Raw genomic sequence first — 20587 nt, 5'->3', positions numbered from 1 at the left:
TGACCACCGAAGCCGCCAGCACCTTGACCGCCACCAAAGCCACCTGCAGCACCTTGACCACCGAAGCCCGCACCTTGTGGACCAGCAGGCGCGCCAGCAGGACGTGGATTACGTGCAGGTACTACAGTTGAAATTGCATGCTTATAAACCATTTGGCTTACTGTATTTTTTAATAAAACCACGTATTGGTCAAAAGATTCGATATGACCTTGTAATTTAATACCGTTTACCAGGAAGATAGATACTGGGATACGTTCCTTACGGAGAGAATTCAAGAATGGATCTTGTAAAGTTTGACCTTTAGACATGTTATAACTCCAAAAAAATTAAAAATCAGCGCAAAAACTATCTCTATTTTTCAATTAAAAATTATAAAAAAGATAGTCCCTAAATTTTGCTTTATCCGTGACAGTTTCGCAAGTCTTCTTGAGCCTGCTGTAGCGTAAAATATGTTGTAAATTTATGCTTTTCTTGCAAAGACCTTAACCACGTATATTGACGTTTTGCAAGTTGTCGTGTCGCAAATAAAGCTTTATCCTCCATTTCCCGTTGCTTTTCCTTGGTTTTATCAGCATTTTTTAAGAATTCTATAGCCTGACGATAACCCACTGAACGCATGGAAGGTAAATTTTCATTAAAATCGTATTTTTCAATTAAATTCACAACTTCATTTAAAAAACCGCTTTTCCACATAATTTCCAGACGTTGTTCAATACGCCCATGTAATTCTAACCGATCTGGCATCAGTGCATAATTATGGAAACTGTAACGATATGGTAAGTTTTTAGGTTGTTCTGCCTGTAGTTTTGTAATCGGCTCACCAGTCAATTTAAAAACTTCCAAGGCTCGAATAATGCGCTGCTTGTCGCTAACCTTGAATTTTTCACCGGCAATCGGATCGACTGCACATAATTCTGCATAAACCGCTTCCCAGCCCTCCTGCTCACCCTTGGCTTCAATCTGTGCCCGGATAGCATAGTCTGCACTTGGTAGGTTATCTGACAAACCTTCAAGCAAGGCCTTAAAATACAGCATGGTGCCACCGACCAGAATCGGGGTTTTACCACGCGCATGAATATCATCAATCAGGCAGCAAGCATCTTCGACAAAGTTGGCTGCAGAATACACTTCAAGTGGACTGATAATATCAATCAGATGATGCGGATAGCGCGCCAGTTCCTCTTTAGAAGGTTTGGCTGTACCAATGTCCATTTCCCGATAAACCAGTGCAGAATCGACCGAAATCAGCTCAAATCCCCCTTGCTCATACAGTTCACATGCCAAAGCGGTTTTACCACTTGCAGTTGGCCCCATTAAATTGATGACCGGCAATTGATTGGACATGTAAAACTACTCTCCTCGAGCAAAAAGTTTATCTAGTTGAGCCAATGGAAAGGCGCGCCAAGTCGGGCGGCCATGATTACATTGACTGGCAAATTCGGTTTGTTCCATCTGACGTAATAAAGCATTCATTTCCGACAGGCTTAAAATACGATGCGCTCGCACTGCACCATGACAGGCCATGCCTGCCAGAATCTGGTCACGCTTCTGCAATAGACTTTGTGCCTGATCACCCGGATCTAAATCATTCAATAATTCAGGAATCAGGGCATCAAAATCCGCCTTGTGTAGAATAGCCGGCACACCACGTACAATGACTTGCTCATCACCATACTGATCAATTTCCAGACCCAAACGTGCGAGTTGTTCTTTCAGCTCTTCTACCCGCATCGCCTGCATCCGGCTAATGTTTACGACCTTTGGAATCAGTAGTTGCTGTGACGTCCAGAATTCAGGTTTATCCCAGGCTGATTTCATTTGCTGCAAAACAATACGTTCATGCGCCGCATGCATATCGACAATAATCAGACCTTCGGTATTTTGTGCCAGAATGTAGATACCATGTAACTGGGCAATGGCAATGCCCAATGGATGCTCATCCACTTTGGCCTTTACATGTGTCTGAAAAGACTGCTCAGGACTAAATACTTCGGTTTCCGAACTTTCTCTGAGCGGTGCTAAATAACTTTGCAAGGCATTATTCAGCTGCTGTGAACCAGAATAAGATTTACGGTAATCTTGGGAATAATGCACTGTTTGTGGACCTGAAGATGCAAAATCGGTCAGCACATCTGAAGTTTCATTTTCACTTAAGGCAGATGTCGTTCTCACCACCTGTGGCTGCGAATGCGCAGTCTGATGCAGGCTGAACTGTTCCTGATAACGCGGTTGCGGGGCCGTCAAGCCAGGCTGCTCATCCTGTTTCATTGCCTCGGCTAAATCTGCAGTTGCGGTCTGGAATTGTGCCAACGTTTCTTTGGCATAATGCCGTACGAACTCATGTACTTCACGTTGATTCAGGAAGCGAATTTCATGCTTGGTCGGATGGACGTTTACATCCACATTTTCTGGATCAACTTCTAAAAACAGTAAATAAGCCGCATGCTGATGCCCATGCAGGATGCCGTCATAGGCCATCCGTAAGGCATGGGAAATGGTTTTGTCTTTGACAATCCGGCCATTTACATAGACATACTGCAAATCAGCCTGTGCACGTGCATCTGAAGGATGGCCAAGCCAGCCAGACAAACGCATGTTGATACTGTCTGCATCCATCCAGTAGGCATTTTCAGTAAACTGGCGGCCAAGCAATTGCTGTACCCGCTGAAAACGCAAAGCGCCGCTATCCGCCACGGGTAAATTCAGTTTGATGCTTTCATTATGTTCCAGCACAAAACGGATATCAAAATGCGTCAGTGCCATACGGCGCACAATTTCTTCGATATGACCAAATTCAGTGCCCGGTTTTTTCAGGAATTTACGTCGTGCAGGCACATTAAAAAACAAATCCTGAACCCGAATATGCGTCCCTTTTGAAGCCGCGACCGCTTGAATTTCCTGATGATCAAAAGCCGTGCCATTGACTTCGACCTGATAACCGATGCCCTCGTCACTTGGACTGCTGATCATGGTCAGGCGTGAAACTGCTGCTATCGACGCCAGTGCTTCGCCACGAAAGCCCAGACTGCTAATCGCATACAGCTCATCAGCACTCTGGATTTTGCTGGTGGCATGACGCATCACGGCCAGCGGTAAATCCTCATGATGAATTCCGCGTCCATTGTCGATGATTTCAATTAAAGTACTACCGCCCTGTTCGACCCGAATGATCAGCTCTGTCGCCCCCGCATCAATCGAGTTTTCCAGTAACTCCTTGACCACAGAAGCCGGACGTTCAATCACCTCACCTGCGGCAATCTGGTTGGCAAGTGCAGGATCAAGGGCACGAATACGGCGCAGACTTAAATCATTCGACATGTGAAAATTGACGCTCCAGAGCCTCTCGTAAAGCAAGATTCGATGAAATCAGGCTTGCAGTACGGGTAAGTTCATCTTCAGATTTTAAAATTTCAATAATCAGGTCAGCTTGCGGAATTTCATCACCACCTTTAGATGGCCATTCAAATAAAAATAGCGCACTCGGTGTTTCCAGGTAATCCCGGATGCCCATCAGTTCCAGTTCATACGGATCATTCAGACGATACAAGTCAAAATGAAAAATATCCTGACCATTAATTTGATAGGGTTCGACCAGTGTATAAGTTGGACTTTTCACTGAACCTTTATGACCCAACTGTTGCAAATAATAACGCGTTAAGGTCGTTTTTCCTGCCCCTAGGTCACCAATCAGATACACGACCCCCGCAGGGAAATTCTCCGCCAGAACCTTGGCCAGTTTTTGGGTATCGTCTTCATGATTTAAAGTGACACTAAATGAATAAGGCATATTACTCACGACATGATGCAAAAGAATAAATATGATAGCATCGCCACGCTTTAAAAGCCTATTCACCTGTGTGAGAAACTGTATTTTTTCACAGCATCTGCTCCTTAAGAGGTTAATCTGCCTGCCATGCAACCAACTGTTGAATTTAACCCGCCTATGCTCAATGGGGTCAGTGCCAGTAAAGTGTTTTTGCCAGCCAGTCCGGATGCACCTCTGACAGTTTTTGCTTATTTATGCACGCAATTTGCGCATATCACAGCAGATGAATGGCAGTCCCGTTTCGCCGAAGGTCTGGTCTATGATGCTCAGGGCAATCGATTAACTTCAGAAAGTCCATTTCAGGCCAATAGCCATTGTTACTATTATCGCTTTTTGGCACATGAAGTGCATGTTCCTTTTCAACATCAGATTTTATTTGAAAATGAGCATTTCATGGTGGTCGATAAACCGCATTTTTTGACCATGAGCCCGACCGGACAATATGTGCAGGAAACGCTATTGGTTCGTCTTAAAAAGCAAACCGGTAATGAACATTTAACGCCTATTCATCGGCTGGATCGTGAAACGGCAGGTGTGGTCCTGATTTCCAAATGCGTGGAATCACGTGGCCTATATCAGCAGATGTTTGCTACACGTCAAGTGCAGAAGACTTATCATGCGATTGCAGCTTATCAACCTGATTTAAAATTTCCATTGATCACGCGATTAAGAATGGAAAAGGGACAGCCTTTTTATACCATGCACGTGCTAGACGGAACGCCGAATAGCGAGACGGCGATTGATCTGCTGGAACATAATACAGAATGGGCCAAATATGAGCTGAAGCCGCATACTGGCAAACAGCACCAATTACGGGTGCACTTGAATCATCTGGGTATTCCGATTCAGCACGATCCCTTTTACCCCCAAGTAGCGCATAAAGCGGAAGATGATTTTTCAGCACCTTTAAGTTTATTGGCCAAACATATTCAATTTGTCGATCCGATCACGCAGAAAAGCATGAATTTCAGCTCGCACCTTGAATTGACACTGTAAATCTCTTGTCATTACAGATTATTTTCTAAAATCGGTCGCTTTAAGATTGAATTTCAAACGTAATTGATTAGAATAAAGGCGAAAAGTTAAGTAATTTAAAGCTTTAAAAATATTATGAGAAAAACTGAAGTTTATCAAATTCGCTTGGACTCGCAAGAGAAGAAACAAGCCTTTGCGGTATTTAAGCAATTGGGGATTACGCCAGCTCAGGCCGTGCGTCTTTTTTTCAAGCAGGTGGTGATTACCAAATCCATCCCCTTCTCGATTGAAAACCAGAATATCAATCTGGAACAGCTGATCCGGCTGCGCAAGCTGAAACAAAATGAAGCGAAAACCGAGCAAAATGCGCTTTCCAGTTCTGCCCTGAATCTACTCGATGATCAGGAGATTCAGCTGGATGATGATCATCTTGATTTATTTGAAGAACTGAATGCCATTTTGGGTGAAAGCGACAAAATTTAACATTGTTGCATTTCCGAACAATTTCTAAAGCCTGCCACTCCCAAACTTCGCTATGCTTGATGCTGATAATCAATAAAAAATTAGCATGGAGTATGCAATGCTCGTACGACGCGCCCAGTCAGCAGACCTGAATCAGCTGGCGGTATTATTTGATGAATATCGACAGTTTTATGGTACGTCTTCCAATCCTGAACTCTCTTACCAATTTTTAAAACAGCGTTTTGAAGATGGGCAAACCGTCATTTTCATTAATACCAAAGATGATACTTTTACCGGCTTTATTATCCTGTATCTGGGTTTTTCTTCAGTGGCCTGCTCGACCTATTATATTCTGGATGATGTCTATATCACCCCGGTTTTTCGGCGTCAGGGCGCAGCCAAACAACTAATTGATACCGCGATTTTATTTGCCAAACATGAACAGGCCTTAAGAATCACCCTGGAAACCCAAAAGAATAATTATCAATCGCATAAATTGTACGAATCCATGGGATTTATCAAGGATGATGAATTTCAGACCTATCACTGTTTCCTAAAATAAGTCCTAATCTTTTTAATCACATTTCAAGCGAATAAAAAAATTATTATTCTGAGCGGAATTTGGCCTGCGCCATCTGTTCTGCATTTAAATACAACCATTCTCCTTCAGCCAGTTCAGGCAAGGCCAAAACACCAATCTGTGCACGATGTAGCTGTTCAACTTTATTACCTACGGCAGCCAGCATGCGTTTTACCTGATGATAAACACCTTGATGAATGGTCATTTGCAGACGGTTCTCAGCCAATCGTGTCACTTCGGTAGCTGAAAAAATGCCTTTTTCATTTCTTAATTCAACACCTTGTTCTAGTTGCTGAATCTGTTCATCCGTGACGGCATCCGCAGTTTGCATCTGATAAACTTTGGCGACATGCTTTTTCGGATGGGTGAGCGCTTGCAGAAACTGTCCATCATCGGTCAGCAATAATAGTCCGGTGGTATCCTGATCCAGACGGCCTACACACTGAATCCCCCGATTCAGCAAAATGTCATCAAACAGGTCAAACACACTAAAATGATGCGTCGCCTGATGCGAACACTCGTAGCCTTGTGGTTTGTTTAAGGCGATATAAACTTTTTCCCGATAGGTATGACTTTTACCATAAACCTCGAAATTTAAATGATTTAAATCCAGGTTATATTTAGGATTGTCAACCACTTCATCTTGAATTGAAACAGCACCATTTTTAATCAGTTGCTGACAATGCTTGCGGGAGCCGAAACCTTGTGACTGCAACATTTTTTCCAATAGCATCTGTTTATACCTGTATCGAGTGAAGACCTGTGCATTCTATCCTGAAACAGTCATGAATTTGGTTTCTTCCGCTGTTTTCTAGGTATCATGCGTTGAAAAGCTCTACAATAGCTTTATTTTTCATTCTTTCTCTCCCGCTTATGTCGCAACTTGATCTGAATCTGATTGTTCTTTTGGTTTTACTGGCTTGCGGTATTTTCAGTCACAATAGCGCCGTCACCATTGCTGCAGCGGTGTTAATCGTTTTGAAAATCACGCCTCTCAGCAGTTTATTGCCTTATGTACAGGCGCATGGTTTAAATATCGGCATTATTATTCTGACCATTGGTGTTCTGACACCGATTGCCAGTGGCAAAATTTCAGGAGAAAGTATTCTCAAATCTTTCCTGAGCTGGAAGTCTTTGCTGGCAATCGCGATTGGGGTTTTTGTTGCTTGGCTGGGCGGACGTGGAGTGAAGCTGATGTCAAATCAGCCAGATGTGGTGGCCGGACTGTTATTAGGCACAGTGGCTGGTGTAGCAGTATTACGCGGTGTTCCAGTCGGTCCTTTAATTGCGGCTGGGATTTTATCGTTATTGATTAGTACACAATAAATGTACAAATCATCAGCGCGTATTCCCAGTATGCAATAATTTCTCAAAAATACATCACATGACCGGAAATATGCAGACCACCCGTTGATTATCTTGCGCTAAGCTCTAAAGCAATGCTTCAGGCTTGCTCAGAAGATACTATCAGATCAACGGAATACTTTATTAATTCAATCTTTTGAAACCAAGTCAAAGGAAAGTTATGATCTTTGAAGCTCTGACCTGATAAAAATTTGAAATTCAATAAATGACACACCCCAGTCTAATCTTTCAAAGCATAGACCAAACTTTCTATCGTCTGACCATTTTCCAAATATACTTTAACCGGGATACGTTGATATTCATCGCCTTCAAATGCATCCAGCTCATCCCAATATTGGGGAAGATTCTCGGATATGAATACATAACCCGGAACAATCTCTCCCGAATCACTGAGCTGAATACCCGGGCTACCCAGCTCAGCACCCCAACCACGCTGCTGCAAATACCCACGAATATAACCGGCTTTCCAGCTCCCCCCAATCCGCTCCATGACAGGGGCATTGGGTTGCTGCGGACGAAGCGTGCCGTATACGAATAAACTGTGCATCTTAAGAACTCTTAAACATCACTTTTAATGATTATTCTACAAATAGTAGTGCCAGACGCACTTGGTCATAAGCCATTTTAGGCGTGGTCAATTCCACAATCGGACGCAACTTAATAGAACCGTCATCATTAAAATGCTCCGAGTTTTGACGCTTGGTCAGGCGTTTATAAATCTTGCGAACCTGCTCCACCACTTCCTCACCCGGATGTGCCAGCGAGATATCCAGCCCCTGCTCTTTATGCAAACGCCCCAAATGATTGATGATGGTTGCCGGGGTCAAACCACGTTCAGTCGCGATATCGGCAATTTCATAACCTTCTTCAAACAGTTCACGCGTTTCGTCTAGCGTTGCAGCGGCATAGCTTTGCTTACCCCCATTCTTGGAAATTTTCTTCTCATTGCGCTGGATTTCAACTTCATTCAAAGTCCCGCCACAATGTCGGATAAAGGCCTTATGCTGTGCCGTCAAATCGACATTTTCAAAATTCGCTTCGGCTTCATCAGAAAGTTCTTGAAAACGGCGATCGGCTTTAATTGCCAGACTATCGAGTTCCAAAGCCTGCTCATTAAAACCTTTTAATCGTAGGCCATTTAAGCTTTTCAAACGGGACAACGCGACATAGCCCTGTCCTTTTTCAAAAGTATGGCTCAGGTCAATCTCGGCAGCTTCCAGAGTCATGCCTTGTGATTTATGAATGGTAATCGCCCAGGCCAGACGCAATGGAATCTGCTGGAAACTGGCAATGGTTTTACCGGCCTCATTGTCCACCGACCAGGTTTCAGGCTCAACCACCAATGTAGTGCCATCGGTCAGTTTGACTTTAGGCAGCACACCATATTCATCATCTTCTTCAAAACTGATCACTTCGCCCAAACTGCCGTTGATATAACCCATATCAAAGTTGTTTTTCACAAACATGACTTTGGCATGTTTTTTCAGGGTTAAGGCTTCAGGCGCTCGCACTGACGATTTTAAAGTCTCGATCAGCTTTTCATTGCCATCACACTGCGCATCAAACTGGCGCGGATCATTGTCAATTTCATTCAGATGTTTAAAGTTAATACTGTCTACATCCATATTATGCGTATACAGGCGCGTATAGGTATCACCAATTTCTTGATGTCGCGTGGCCTGTAAAGCAGTGCGGTGTTCATGGCTAATCGCCTGCGCACGGATCGCATTCAGAATGTCATTCAAATAATCATTGCCCTGACGATGCTGCTCAGTTAGGTAGCAAACGCGAAACTTGGCTTCGACCCAGGCATCCGACATAAAGCAGAATTTGTCGCGGTTGCGCTCATCATTTTTACCGACTGGCGGTAACTGGAAAAAGTCCCCTGCTACAATCACCTGAATACCACCGAAAGCTTCATCACTTTCCTTGAAATATTTCAATACCTGATTGACCAGATTCAGCTGCTTGGCATGCAGCATTGAAATTTCGTCAATAATCAGGACTTGCGCATTTTCCAGATGTTCTTTTAAGTATTTGCGCTCTTTCATCCGCTTTAAGTCTTCTTCAGACAAAAAGTCTTTAATGCCAATGCCTGCCCAGGTATGAATAGTCATACCATTCATGTGTGTGGCTGCAATACCGGTCGATGCGGTAATCGCGACGGCGACCTTACGCGCCTTTAAATAATTAATATATTGATTCAGCGTATAGGTTTTTCCTGCACCGGCAGAACCGGTTAAAAAGACATTTTCTCCTGCTTTGAGTAACTTAAGGGCAGTTTCCTGTTTCATAAGAGCAATACCGTAAAAGAACGGCTATAGCCTAACGATTTTTAGCGGAAAAGTTAAGCGTCATGGAGGAAAACAAGCTGTATTGAACTGTCAGGCCTGCAAGTTGAGCCAGTTAATAAAATGCATGGCGATATTACTGTATTCAGCTTCTGCTTTCTGGTTATTCGGATATTCCAGCTGATCAAAAATCACCTGTCCATTCACTAATTGACACCCCAAGATCAAGGGTAGGCGCACAGCAGGATGAGACATACGAAAGGCCACATACTGCCCTTCCAAAATTTGCTGAGCATAGCTTGCCGCCAGACAGTTCCTGAAAATTTTAGATTCCTCTAAAATCCGATCCAAAGTTTTAAGTTCTTCAAAACGCCAGTTGAAATACAGTAAAAATGAAACCTGAGTGATTGGTGTCCAGTTCACCAGTGCGAACTGTTTTTTCAGCTTGGCGATCATTTCCTGCTTTTGAACCTGATCATGCCAGACGACCGCCTGATTAAACAAACTGGTCCAGCTCAGATTTTTCGGTATTTCTGTATGGCTGGAAAAATACTCTACCAGATAGTCACGCACATAACTGTCAAATAGCGACTCACGTACATGCCCGCTTTGCAAATAAAACAGCTGCCTGAACTCAGTAAAAGGAATGCGATAGCGGTGCAGAACATTATAGAAATCACGATTCTGCTGGCTTTGAGGCTGAATATACACCAGAACCTCATCGGGTAAATGCGCCGTAATTTTATATAAATGCTGCATATAAGCCTGCATCATCCGGCTCAAGTTCAGATAAACCTTTTTAGTCAGCTGATCATCCATTTTAACCACATTGCGCAGCAGCTCCATCCATTCGTCCAGATAAAGAATTGAAGGGCTAATCGCAATCCGCTGATCCTCAATCGATTGGCGTGTGCCTTTTAATACCACCGCCTGATTATACTGATGCTGAAACCAGTCATGCTGGATTGCATATTCATGCATGCTATGAATAAACAGTCGCGCCGAGACATATTGAAAATATTGCAAAGTCGCCAAAATAATCTGGGGATGAATATGATGGCTGTCTACAAAACTTAAGGCAGTTACTGCAACGCGTACACTGCTATGCTGGATATTATTACTGATCCAGTCCAGTACCTCGGCCGGTTGCTTGAAGATCCAGTTCACGGCACGATGACAATCAAATAGTGGCAATCGGGCTACTTTTTTCTGCCATAAATACGGATGATTTTCCAGGAAATTCCGTTTGGATAATAAATCATCCCGATGCCACACGTCCCGGTTCATCAATCGGACAAAACCGAGCAAATTACTTTGCTCCTCAGCATGCCGATATAGCAAACAGATATCATCAGTATGATCATTCAATTCATGCAGATTAAAGCGCTCTTCAAAAGACAGCGACATAATCCGGAACAGTGCCGGAGGCAAAAACTGTGCGGCGCTAAAACAGAACTCATCCAGACTGTCCATCAATGACTGGATCGACAGGAATTCATCCTGCTGTAGACACTCCAAAGAAAAAGCCTGTTGCAAGCTTTCAAGAATCTGCTGTGGAATCTCTTGTTCATCCTGAATAAAGTTTTGCATGACAGGTGCTGTATACAACCCGGCCTTGATCAGCTGCTGGTCGATAATCTCAGCTTGAACAATCGACATTTGCTGCAAAAATTCGGACACCCGTTCCAGGCCATTAACCCACGCATAAACCTGAGCTAGGATAAGCTGACGTAACTGTTTGGCTTTGTCGCGTAAATACAGCGAATGCTGTGGTTTTAAATCGCCAGTCAGGAAATAGATATCCTGTAAAAAGAATTCCTCCAGGGCTTCTGCCTTACATTGCTGAAAATAAAAATGACTGTCAACCAAAGCAGGTGCAGCTCCAGAGTCTAGTGCATAGGGAGTATGAAACTGGATATAAAACAGACCATCCAGCAATTCAATCCGGCACTGATCCTGCTGAATTTTTATTAAATTTTGTGCATTCAGATGACCAATTATTGCCATCTGATCAAGATAAAGCTGGTTCAGCTCTGGAGAAATCCGTAAACATTGTTGTGCCAATAACCTTAAAGATGCTACCAAGCTTTCCTGTTCCATACGTACACCTCGGTCATCTTAGAATCATCTTATTTTTATATTGGATCATGCTGAGTCCTTGATCGCCAATCAGTGAACACTTAAAAATACATTATGGCATCACTTGCACTATAAAACAGTCCATGCATCCTCATTGCTAAAAATAGAACATCTCAATAGATCATAGCCTAGATTTTACAGGAAGAATTTTTCTGTTTTAGTCTTGCTGACGTAGCGCCTTAAGCTCGGCCAAGCCGGTATAAATATGTTGCTGCAAGCTGTGTCGAAATGCAATCAGCTCTTCCTGAGTCTGAACCTGAGCAATCGATTGTCGCGGCATAAACTGAAAATAAAATGGCAGGCGTTTTGGGAATAATCGTTTAGGCAAAGATGGAATCACATCGCCCTGACGTAATAATTTATTGAGTTGTGGTACTTTGAGGAGTTTTTGAAAATATTTATGCTGGATGATCTTATTGGCATCAAAGCCAATCTCATAGACTTCATCCCCACCAAGCGCAGCAAAAGGGACAATGTCATAGTTAAATTCCTGAGCAAGTCTTAAAAATCCGTAGCGTTGCTTCCAGATCAGCTGATACTGTTCACCCTGACGTTTGAGTACCTCACGCCCACCTCCTGGAAACACCAGAATCGAGTAGCCCTGCTGCATCACAGCACGTACATAATGCTGGATGCCATCGACTGCCCCAAACTTTTTCACGGCTTCACGCCATAAGGGCACATAAAAATGGCTATGATCCGCAATACTGACCACAGCCACCTTATGTTCGTTATAGAGATAATCAATCAGCATCGGCGAATCAAAGATGCCGTACATGGAATGATTACCGACATACATTGCAGGCCGACTGGCATCAATATATTCAGCCCCTAAAAAGGTAGGGGTAAAATATAATTTGGATAAGCCACTTAAGCGTCTAATCCATTGCCCATCATGTTTGACCTGCAAGCTGTCTGCTCCTTATCTACTCCGGACTATGCCACGCGCTTTTGGACCAGAATCGAACCCACCGAATAACCGGCACCAAATGAACACAATACACCGTATTCACCATCTTCAACTTCATGTGCAGTACGGTGCAAGGCAATGATCACCCCGGCAGAAGACGTGTTGGCAAACTCGTTCAGAATGATCGGTACCAGACCAGGTTTGGCATTTTCTTTACCAACCACCAGTTTCAGGATCAGTTCATTCATGCTGGCATTGGCCTGGTGTAACCAGAAGCGTTTAACACCTGTAGGCTCAATCTGATTCTTTTCCAGTTGCGCAGTAATCATTTTCGCAACCAGTGGACAGACTTCTTTAAATACCTTACGACCATCCTGACGGAAACGTTTGTCGTCAATGTCAGCATTTTCAGAAGTATTCAAGAAACCAAAGTTATTGCGGATGTTATTCGAGAACTGGGTAAACAACTCAGAATCCAGAATTTCAAAACCGGTTTTGCTGTCGGTATTTTCAATAATTGAAGCGGTTGCCACATCACCAAAAATAAAGTGACAGTCACGTGAACGGAAATCGGTATGTGCAGAGGTAATTTCCACATTCACCAATAACACACGGCGCGCGCCTGCTTTGATCGCATCATAAGCCTGTTTCAGACCAAATGTTGCTGCAGAACACGCCACGTTCATGTCATAGGCATAGCCTTTGATACCTAGAGCGGTTTGAATCTCGATCGCTACGGCAGGATAAGCACGTTGCAAATTCGAGCATGACAAGATCACGATATCAATGTCTTCGGCAGTCACACCGGCATTTTCCATCGCCTGCTTGGCTGCGATTACGCCCCATTCTGCTTGCAGTGAAATTTCATCATCTGCACGTTCACGTAAATTAGGACGTAAGCGTTTTGGATCAAGAATGCCTGATTTTTCTACGACATAACGGCGTTGTACGCCAGATGCTTTTTCAATAAAGTCTGCACTAGAACCACGACGTGCTTCAACTTCGCCTGCAGCGATTTTGTCAGCATTTTCGTGATTAAACAGTTCCACATAAGCATTTAAACTTTCAACTAATTCTTCATTGGTGATGACATGTTCCGGATGGAATAAGCCCGTACCCGTAATGCGGATGCCCATGTAAAATTCCTTATCTGAATTACCTATATCTTAACTGATTCCAAGACGATCCCATACTTTTTGCAAGCGAGTTGGAGACACGGGTGCTTTTGTTTTCATCGGTTGTGAAAACAATGAGATTCTTAACTCCTCGACCATGAAATACAATTCTTTCAGGCGAGGGTCATCTTTAAACTTGAATAATTTTTCCATCCATTGATCAATTTGGTCAATGGCGGAATTGTCCCTTTGTAGATTATTGGGCAAGCGCTCTAAACGCAAGATCAAGGCTTTCAAATAACGTGGAAATTCGATCCATACATCGGAAGGTTTACGATACACAAAGTCAGAAAGGTTCATTAAATCAAGTTGATCTTCAATATCATTGATATTTTTTTCAAACACAGAATGATCTAAAACCAATAATTTCCGGCGGATTTCCTGCCACTGGATATAAATATCCGTGATCTCTTTCAGGGCAACTTGGCCATAAGTCAAGAAAGATTTTTTTACATCTTCAACCAGCTTTTGGAACTCTTGCGCATTGACAGGAAGCTCATTAATGGACATGTGTATTGTGGCATAAACTAACATTTGTTCCAGTTGTGCCTTATCACCGAGTGGTGAATAAGCCAGCGCCAGAGGTTTGGAAATCTGTTTTTTCAACTGACGAGTCAAGTCTCCGAGTTGCATATGCACCAGTCGGATCACCCCTTCACGATGTTTTTTGACCGCTTCAGCCTGATCATTGAAAGTCTGAATCACTACACCCGATTCATCTTTCTGCTCTAGGGCAGCAAAAGCTTTGGTTGGAACCAGCGCCTGATATTGCTTGACCACGACACCGGTGACTTTTTGCGAGGCTTCAAATACAAAGCTTTCTGGGAAGGTTTTAAATTCACCTTTAAGCTGTTTGACCGGACTATGCGTTTCAGTCCGGCAGCGCGCTTTCAGCTCAGCAAGATCACGCCCTTGTTCAATGACACGGCCTTTTTCATCAGTAACTTTAATAAAAGGCAACAGATACTGATCGACCCGGTCAAAGCTGAAATCTTTCTCCGTGATTTGATCGCCTCGCAACTGGAATGCCAAGAAACTAAAAATATGTTTCTGTAAATCCTGCGCATCTACTTTTGCTATGAGTTTTTGTGCAGTATCCGGAATCGGCACCAGATTACGGCGCTTATCCTTCGGCAAAGCTTTTAGCAATGATTCAATCAGATCCAGACGCCAACCCGGAATCCCCCATGACCAGATACCTTCATCGACCTGTGCCAAAGCTTGCAGTGGAATTTTAACCGTCGCACCATCTTCATCATGACTCGGGTCAAAGCGATAAGTCGCCGCCAGACGCAGACTACCATTCTGCAAATAGTCCGGGAATTGCTGTGTTGTCGGACGGTCATTCAGCCACAGCGCATCATCATCGACAAATAAATAACGCGGATTCTGGGGCTCTACTGTGGCACGCCAGTCTTCAAAACTACGCCGGCTGGCCACTTCAGGCGGCACTTTCGAGGCATAAAATTGGTAAATGGTTTCTTCATCAACAACCAGATCACGACGGCGCAGCTTGTCTTCTACTCGCTCGACTTCTTCCAGTTTAAGCAAGTTATGCTTTAAAAATGGTGGAGTAATCCCTAGATGACCGGTAGTTAAAGCATCCCGCAAGAAAATTTCATGCGCGGCCGCCTGATCTACTTTTTCATAATTGATTGGGCGTTTCGGCTCAATAATCAGACCAAATAATGAAATTTGATCATAGGCATTCACTACACCGGCTTTTTTCGACCAGTGCGGTTCAAAATAATGATGCTTGAGCAAGTCACGTGCCGCCAGCAGAATCCATTCCGGCTCAATCTTGGCCAGGGTACGTAAATATACCTGAGAGGTTTCCACCATCTCAAAAGCCATCACCCACGGCGTATTGGTCTTGTGCAAGGTAGAAGCCGGGAAAATCCGTGCTTTTTGCTGACGCACTGCCATAAAGACATTACGCTCATCGGTCTTATTGGCGATAAACGATAAGAGACCGGTCAACAAGGCACGGTGCAGATTTTCATAACTGGCTTTCTTTTCATTAAATGACAGTTTTAAACCCTTAGCCAACTCCACCAGCTGCTCATGAGTTTTCTTCCATTCACGCAGACGCAGCCAGCTCAGGAAGTGATTACGCGCAAAAGTACGGCGCTTATTTTCACTCATGCTTTCGCGGTTATTGTGCAGCGTCTCCCAGAGCTTAATATAGAACAGGAAATCAGAATCGGCTTCACGGAATAGTGCATGTTTCTGATCCGCCTGCATCTGCTTGTCCGCAGGGCGTTCACGCGGGTCCTGAACTGCAAGTGCGGCCACAATCACCAGCACTTCATTTAGCACGCCAAAATGTGCACCACCAAGAATCATGCGGGCTAAACGAGGATCAATTGGCATTTTCGCCATTTGCTGACCGATCTTGGTTAAGCCACTGCTTTGAAGTCTCCCTTTCTCAAAGGGAGATTTAGAGGGATTTGCTTGATCATCTTCAGTTTTAGGAGAATTTTTCTCGGCCATTGCCCCCAGTTCAATGAGGAGCTTGCGGCCATCATTCACCAAACGGTGATCTGGCGGTTCGATGAAATCAAAATCCTCCAGTGAACCCAACCCCAGACTTTGCATCTGCAAAATTACAGATGCCAGGTTGGTTCGCTTGATTTCCGGTTCGGTAAACTCTGGACGGCTGAGGAAATCATCTTCAGAATACAGGCGTATACAGACACCCGGCGCAATACGGCCACAACGACCTTTACGCTGATTGGCTGCTGCCTGAGAAACGGCTTCAATCGGTAAACGTTGCACCCGTGAACGATAGTTATAACGCGAAATACGGGCAAAACCGCTGTCAATTACATAACGGATATTCGGAACGGTTAAGGCCGTTTCTGCTACGTTGGTGGCAATAATAATGCGTCGCCCACCACCAGAAGGATTAAAGATTTTTTGCTGTTCAGCCAGCGCCAGACGCGCATATAAAGTTAATACTTCCGTATGGCGTGGCCCATGTTTGATCAGGGTTTCCTGTAGCTCGCGAATTTCCTGTTCAGTACTGGCAAAAATAAGGATGTCGGCATGTTCAGGATGGCCTTTTTCCTGTGCATCCTGAAAGCATTCTTCGACTGCTTTGACCACAGCGCGAGGCAGATTTTCTTCAAAGTCATCAAACTCGTCATCATCACTACCGCCAATGCTCATTTCCGAGATCGGACGATAACGTAGCTCGACTGGGAAGCTGCGGCCTTCCACTTCAAAAATTGGTGCACCATTGAAGTAACTGCTAAAACGGTTTACATCCAGGGTTGCAGAAGTAATGATGACTTTCAGATCGGGACGACGCGGCAACAGCTGCTTTAGATAGCCCATAATGAAGTCGATATTCAGCGAACGTTCATGCGCTTCATCAATAATAATCGTGTCATATTTGGTCAGATAGCGGTCATGTGTCAATTCGGCAAGCAAGATACCGTCTGTCATCAAACGCACAATTGAATCTTGTGAACCCTGTTCCGTAAAACGCACTTTAAAGGAAATTGATTCCCCAAGTTTTTCACCAACTTCTTCGGCAATACGCTGTGATACGCTGCGAGCTGCCAGTCGACGTGGTTGGGTATGCCCGATCATTCCGGTCAGACCACGTCCGGCCAGCATGGCAATTTGTGGTAACTGGGTGGTTTTACCAGAACCGGTTTCACCGGCCACAATAATCACCTGATGCTTTTGAATCGCAGCAATCAGCTTGTCAGTGTATTGGGTAACCGGCAGATCCTGATTCAGCTTGATGTTCGGAAGACGCTCAAGCCGTTGCCGTACTTTCAGATTGGATTTTTCAAATAATTCCTGATACTGCTTGGCATCTGCGTCTTTCCCTTTTTTCAGTCGATTTAAACGGTGACGGTCACGCGCCATTATCCATTGATCTACATTTAAATGACTCTGCACAGAGAAAATACCCACATCAAAAAACCGGAAAGGTTTATTTTACTTGGTTCATTAGATTTCAGATAGTCGTAGTTCTGTTAAGTGCCGGACAAATTGGCTTTGGCTGCCTGATTTCCCACAATTCAGCGCCATAAACCTGTCAAAATATCTATATGACACCCTTGAATTTTCCTGACTAGATTTAATCATCAGTTTAAGTTTGGAATTGATATTTAAATTATTTTGGGGAAATTATGCTTTTTTCCAAATTGACCCTTGAATTTTTTGGTTTCAACATCATGTTTGCTAGCACGAGGAAAAAGAGATAATTTTGTCATCAGGCCATCATCTTGATGCTGCTCAATGAACAAAGCGATTTTGCCGAAGTGGCGCGTTTTTACTTAATTCGGTTTTTCCGATGTTTGTAATGTAAAAATACCATTTTAGCATCAACCAAAATTTCGATACTCTTATTCAAAATCAAAGACTACCTCAATCATGGAGACAATGATGAGCTTAATTAATACTGAAGTTAAACCATTTAAAGCAACTGCATTCCAAAACGGCAAATTCATTGAAGTTACTGAAGCTGACCTGAAAGGCAAATGGTCTGTTGTATTCTTCTATCCAGCTGACTTCACTTTCGTTTGCCCAACTGAACTTGGTGACCTTGCTGACAACTACGCTGAATTCCAAAAACTAGGCGTTGAAATCTACTCAGTTTCTACTGACACGCATTTCACTCATAAAGCTTGGCACGATTCTTCAGAAGAAATCAAAAAAATCCAGTATGTAATGGTTGGTGATGCAAACTGGACTCTTGCTAAAAACTTTGACGTATTAATCGAAGCTGACGGCCTTGCTGATCGTGGTACTTTCGTGATCGATCCAGAAGGTAAAATCCAAATCGTTGAAATCAACGCTGGTGGTATCGGCCGTGATGCTCAAGAACTTCTTCGTAAAGTTAAAGCAGCTCAGTATGTACATGCTCACCCAGGCGAAGTTTGCCCAGCTAAATGGAAAGAAGGCGATGCAACTCTTGCTCCTTCAATCGACCTAGTGGGTAAAATCTAATTTTAATTAGATTGAACTGATTCAAAAACCACGCTTTTTAGCGTGGTTTTTTATGGTTTGAACTTTTATGTCAGTGCAATACTGGATTTTATTTTTTTAAATTATTTTGTTAGGACTTTAAATATTGCAGTCCTATTTCTTTCTTGATCCATCATATAAAAATTCAGGCATATCTTTTGCTTCGCTTTCTCATAATCCTTACCGATTCTTACAATTGAGCTCTACATCTGCAGAGCCATATGGCATAAGTTCAAATGATAAGATAAGAAATATTCAGTGGAGGAACGCATATGCAAAAACTGCTTACCGTGATTTCTTGGAAATACAATCCCTCAAGCCGCCACCTGAAAATTGTATACAGTAATGGTCATACCGAGCTGTATCATCCCGTACCTGAATTTATTTATGACAACCTGTTAAGACGCCAAGACAAAGCTGCATTCGTGGAAAAGTATCTCGAATATAATTTACATTTTAATAAAATTTGCATGGATTAGAGCGAATCGAATTAACGAAATCCCACCATCAGCAAACCTGCGCCTATGGGTACACTACTCATGATAAAACGTGGGTCTTGCTGAATTAAGGCAATAAACTCTTCGACTTCTGCTGCATGTGAAATGACATTATCAACTACCAGTAACCCGCCCTTTGCTTTAAGTAATCGACTCAAATGTGGCCAGTAACTGACATAATCATCGCGTTCAGCATCTAACAGGATAAAATCAAATATTTCCTGTTCTGCCTCCAGATAAACTTGAGCATCAATCACTTTAAAATTGATTAAGTCTGCAAGATCTATTTCTGTCGCATATTGCTTTGCCTGAGCAACCCGTTCTGCATCAACTTCAAGAGTTGTAATCATGGCTTGAGTCTGCCGAGCCGCTTCCGCCAGCCATAGAGTGGAATAACCGGTAGAAGTGCCAATTTCCAAAATACTTTTCGATTGTTGCGCACGAATCAGCATAGACAAAAATTGACCGGATTCTGGCTCTATATTCCGGTATCGGTGCAGGCGATCTGCCTGCTTATGATCATGCATATGAAATTTTTCATATAATTCTTGCATGAATATTTCAAATTCATCTGAGTTTTGCATCACTCTTCCCTGAGTATGTTGGGCTTAAAGTGCCTGAATCAATTTAAAACGCTCCACTTCACGATCATCGTTAGTGGTAATGGTTTCAGTGAACATCGTTAAAGGACGTACCCAAATTGAATAATCCCCATAGAGACATTGATAAACCACCAGCTTTTCTTCAGTTTCACTGTGCGTGGCGACATGAAACACCTGATAAAGCTGTCCCTTATAATGTTGATAAATACCGCGTTGTAATTCCATCATTCAAGTCTCAAATATCTTGTTTTAATCTTAGCTGAAAATCCTTATTCTTGCTCTAAACTACTTGAAAATTAATCTTTTGACCCCATATAGAACTTTGAAATTAATGATGAATTTTTCAATAAATCTGTAAATCCGATCAATAAAATAAAAACAAACTGTTTTACCTATTTATTCAATTCATTTAATATCCTGTTATCAAATAAACATTTACTCCTTTGGAGACGTTAGCAATGTTAGACCAAAATACTTCAGCCCAACTTAAAACCCTATTAGAACGTTTAGAGGGTCCAATCGAATTAGTCGCGACTCTGGATAGCTCTGACAAATCAGCCAAAATCCAGGAACTGGTTTCCGAAGTAGCTGCACTGTCTGATCTGGTGACTGCACGCTTTGACGGGACCAACAAACGTGCGCCAAGTTTCGGGATTGCAAAAGCTGGTGAACAGCCACGCGTGTTCTTTGCAGGCTTGCCAATGGGCCATGAGTTCACTTCGCTGATTCTGGCCTTGCTGCAAACTTCCGGTTATGCACCCAAAGTCTCTGCGGAAGTT

General features: G+C 43.2%; 19 protein-coding genes and 1 pseudogene. 7 read left to right on the top strand and 13 right to left on the bottom strand.

What is annotated here, in order from left to right; genetic code table 11:
* The 4 genes from hfq to tsaE all read right to left on the bottom strand — a co-directional run.
* A partial coding sequence (gene hfq / locus MWG72_RS14600; RefSeq protein WP_247144356.1) for an RNA chaperone Hfq occupies positions 1-308 on the bottom strand: 308 nt, incomplete at its 3' end.
* Between the two features lie 91 nt (positions 309-399).
* Positions 400-1344 carry a tRNA (adenosine(37)-N6)-dimethylallyltransferase MiaA gene (miaA, locus tag MWG72_RS14595; protein WP_247144355.1) on the bottom strand — a complete coding sequence of 315 codons (945 nt, stop codon included), beginning with the start codon at positions 1342-1344 and terminating at the stop codon, positions 400-402.
* Between the two features lie 6 nt (positions 1345-1350).
* Positions 1351-3318 carry a DNA mismatch repair endonuclease MutL gene (gene mutL, locus MWG72_RS14590; RefSeq protein WP_247144354.1) on the bottom strand — a complete coding sequence of 656 codons (1968 nt, stop codon included), beginning with the start codon at positions 3316-3318 and terminating at the stop codon, positions 1351-1353.
* Complete coding sequence (gene tsaE / locus MWG72_RS14585) at positions 3308-3787, bottom strand: tRNA (adenosine(37)-N6)-threonylcarbamoyltransferase complex ATPase subunit type 1 TsaE (protein ID WP_219310036.1); 480 nt, start codon at positions 3785-3787, stop codon at positions 3308-3310. The genes mutL and tsaE overlap by 11 nt, the downstream gene beginning before the upstream one ends.
* Before the next feature lie 126 nt (positions 3788-3913).
* Between tsaE and MWG72_RS14580 the strand changes: the two genes are divergently transcribed.
* From MWG72_RS14580 to MWG72_RS14570, 3 genes are all read left to right on the top strand, one after another.
* The gene (locus MWG72_RS14580) at positions 3914-4822 is read left to right on the top strand and encodes a pseudouridine synthase (RefSeq protein WP_219309082.1); all 909 of its coding nucleotides are present in this window, start codon (positions 3914-3916) and stop codon (positions 4820-4822) included.
* A 114-nt stretch (positions 4823-4936) separates the two neighbouring features.
* A complete protein-coding gene (locus tag MWG72_RS14575) occupies positions 4937-5284 on the top strand; it encodes a type II toxin-antitoxin system RelB/DinJ family antitoxin (protein ID WP_004645487.1) in 348 nt (115 codons plus the stop codon).
* A gap of 97 nt (positions 5285-5381) precedes the next feature.
* Complete coding sequence (locus MWG72_RS14570; protein WP_004278907.1) at positions 5382-5825, top strand: GNAT family N-acetyltransferase; 444 nt, start codon at positions 5382-5384, stop codon at positions 5823-5825.
* Positions 5826-5868: 43 nt separating this feature from the next.
* On the opposite strand, the gene MWG72_RS14565 is transcribed toward MWG72_RS14570, so the two are convergent.
* The gene (locus MWG72_RS14565; RefSeq protein ID WP_219309080.1) at positions 5869-6576 is read right to left on the bottom strand and encodes a pseudouridine synthase; all 708 of its coding nucleotides are present in this window, start codon (positions 6574-6576) and stop codon (positions 5869-5871) included.
* 140 nt (positions 6577-6716) lie between these two features.
* On the opposite strand from MWG72_RS14565, the gene MWG72_RS14560 reads away from it, so the two are divergent.
* A complete protein-coding gene (locus tag MWG72_RS14560) occupies positions 6717-7169 on the top strand; it encodes a DUF441 domain-containing protein (protein ID WP_004645490.1) in 453 nt (150 codons plus the stop codon).
* 259 nt (positions 7170-7428) lie between these two features.
* Here MWG72_RS14560 and MWG72_RS14555 read toward each other — a convergent pair whose 3' ends face one another.
* The 6 genes from MWG72_RS14555 to hrpA form a co-directional block, all read right to left on the bottom strand.
* Entirely contained in the window at positions 7429-7755 is a 327-nt protein-coding gene (locus tag MWG72_RS14555) for a gamma-glutamylcyclotransferase family protein (RefSeq protein ID WP_085064566.1), read from the bottom strand.
* Between the two features lie 31 nt (positions 7756-7786).
* Positions 7787-9502 (bottom strand): AAA family ATPase, encoded by a 1716-nt coding sequence (locus MWG72_RS14550; RefSeq protein ID WP_129716622.1) that lies wholly within the window; start codon positions 9500-9502, stop codon positions 7787-7789.
* 90 nt (positions 9503-9592) lie between these two features.
* Positions 9593-11599, bottom strand: a complete 2007-nt coding sequence (locus tag MWG72_RS14545; RefSeq protein ID WP_247144353.1) for a hypothetical protein — start codon at positions 11597-11599, stop codon at positions 9593-9595.
* A gap of 196 nt (positions 11600-11795) precedes the next feature.
* Positions 11796-12548: a 1-acyl-sn-glycerol-3-phosphate acyltransferase gene (locus MWG72_RS14540; RefSeq protein ID WP_219309077.1), complete on the bottom strand. Its 753-nt coding sequence runs from the start codon at positions 12546-12548 to the stop codon at positions 11796-11798.
* Between the two features lie 26 nt (positions 12549-12574).
* Positions 12575-13684 (bottom strand): beta-ketoacyl-ACP synthase III, encoded by a 1110-nt coding sequence (locus MWG72_RS14535; RefSeq protein ID WP_004278914.1) that lies wholly within the window; start codon positions 13682-13684, stop codon positions 12575-12577.
* Between the two features lie 30 nt (positions 13685-13714).
* Positions 13715-17638 (bottom strand): ATP-dependent RNA helicase HrpA, encoded by a 3924-nt coding sequence (hrpA, locus tag MWG72_RS14530; RefSeq protein ID WP_247144352.1) that lies wholly within the window; start codon positions 17636-17638, stop codon positions 13715-13717.
* 489 nt (positions 17639-18127) lie between these two features.
* Here hrpA and ahpC point away from each other — a divergent pair, with 489 nt between their 5' ends.
* Together ahpC and MWG72_RS14520 are read left to right on the top strand one after the other, a co-directional pair.
* Positions 18128-18691 carry an alkyl hydroperoxide reductase subunit C gene (gene ahpC / locus MWG72_RS14525; protein ID WP_004278916.1) on the top strand — a complete coding sequence of 188 codons (564 nt, stop codon included), beginning with the start codon at positions 18128-18130 and terminating at the stop codon, positions 18689-18691.
* A gap of 290 nt (positions 18692-18981) precedes the next feature.
* Positions 18982-19188, top strand: coding sequence for a KTSC domain-containing protein (locus MWG72_RS14520; protein ID WP_004278917.1), 207 nt, complete (start codon positions 18982-18984; stop codon positions 19186-19188).
* 11 nt (positions 19189-19199) lie between these two features.
* Here MWG72_RS14520 and MWG72_RS14515 read toward each other — a convergent pair whose 3' ends face one another.
* Complete coding sequence (locus MWG72_RS14515; protein ID WP_247144351.1) at positions 19200-19790, bottom strand: O-methyltransferase; 591 nt, start codon at positions 19788-19790, stop codon at positions 19200-19202.
* Positions 19791-19814: 24 nt separating this feature from the next.
* On the bottom strand, positions 19815-20033 hold the full coding sequence (locus tag MWG72_RS14510; RefSeq protein WP_034436473.1) for a DUF1653 domain-containing protein: 219 nt from the start codon (positions 20031-20033) through the stop codon (positions 19815-19817).
* A gap of 233 nt (positions 20034-20266) precedes the next feature.
* Between MWG72_RS14510 and MWG72_RS14505 the strand changes: the two are divergent.
* Positions 20267-20587 (top strand): annotated as a pseudogene (locus MWG72_RS14505) (alkyl hydroperoxide reductase subunit F); the annotation flags it as partial.

The sequence above is a fragment of the Acinetobacter lwoffii genome, assembly GCF_022967985.1.
Lineage (GTDB): Bacteria > Pseudomonadota > Gammaproteobacteria > Pseudomonadales > Moraxellaceae > Acinetobacter.
This window is presented reverse-complemented; position numbering and strand designations above follow the sequence as displayed.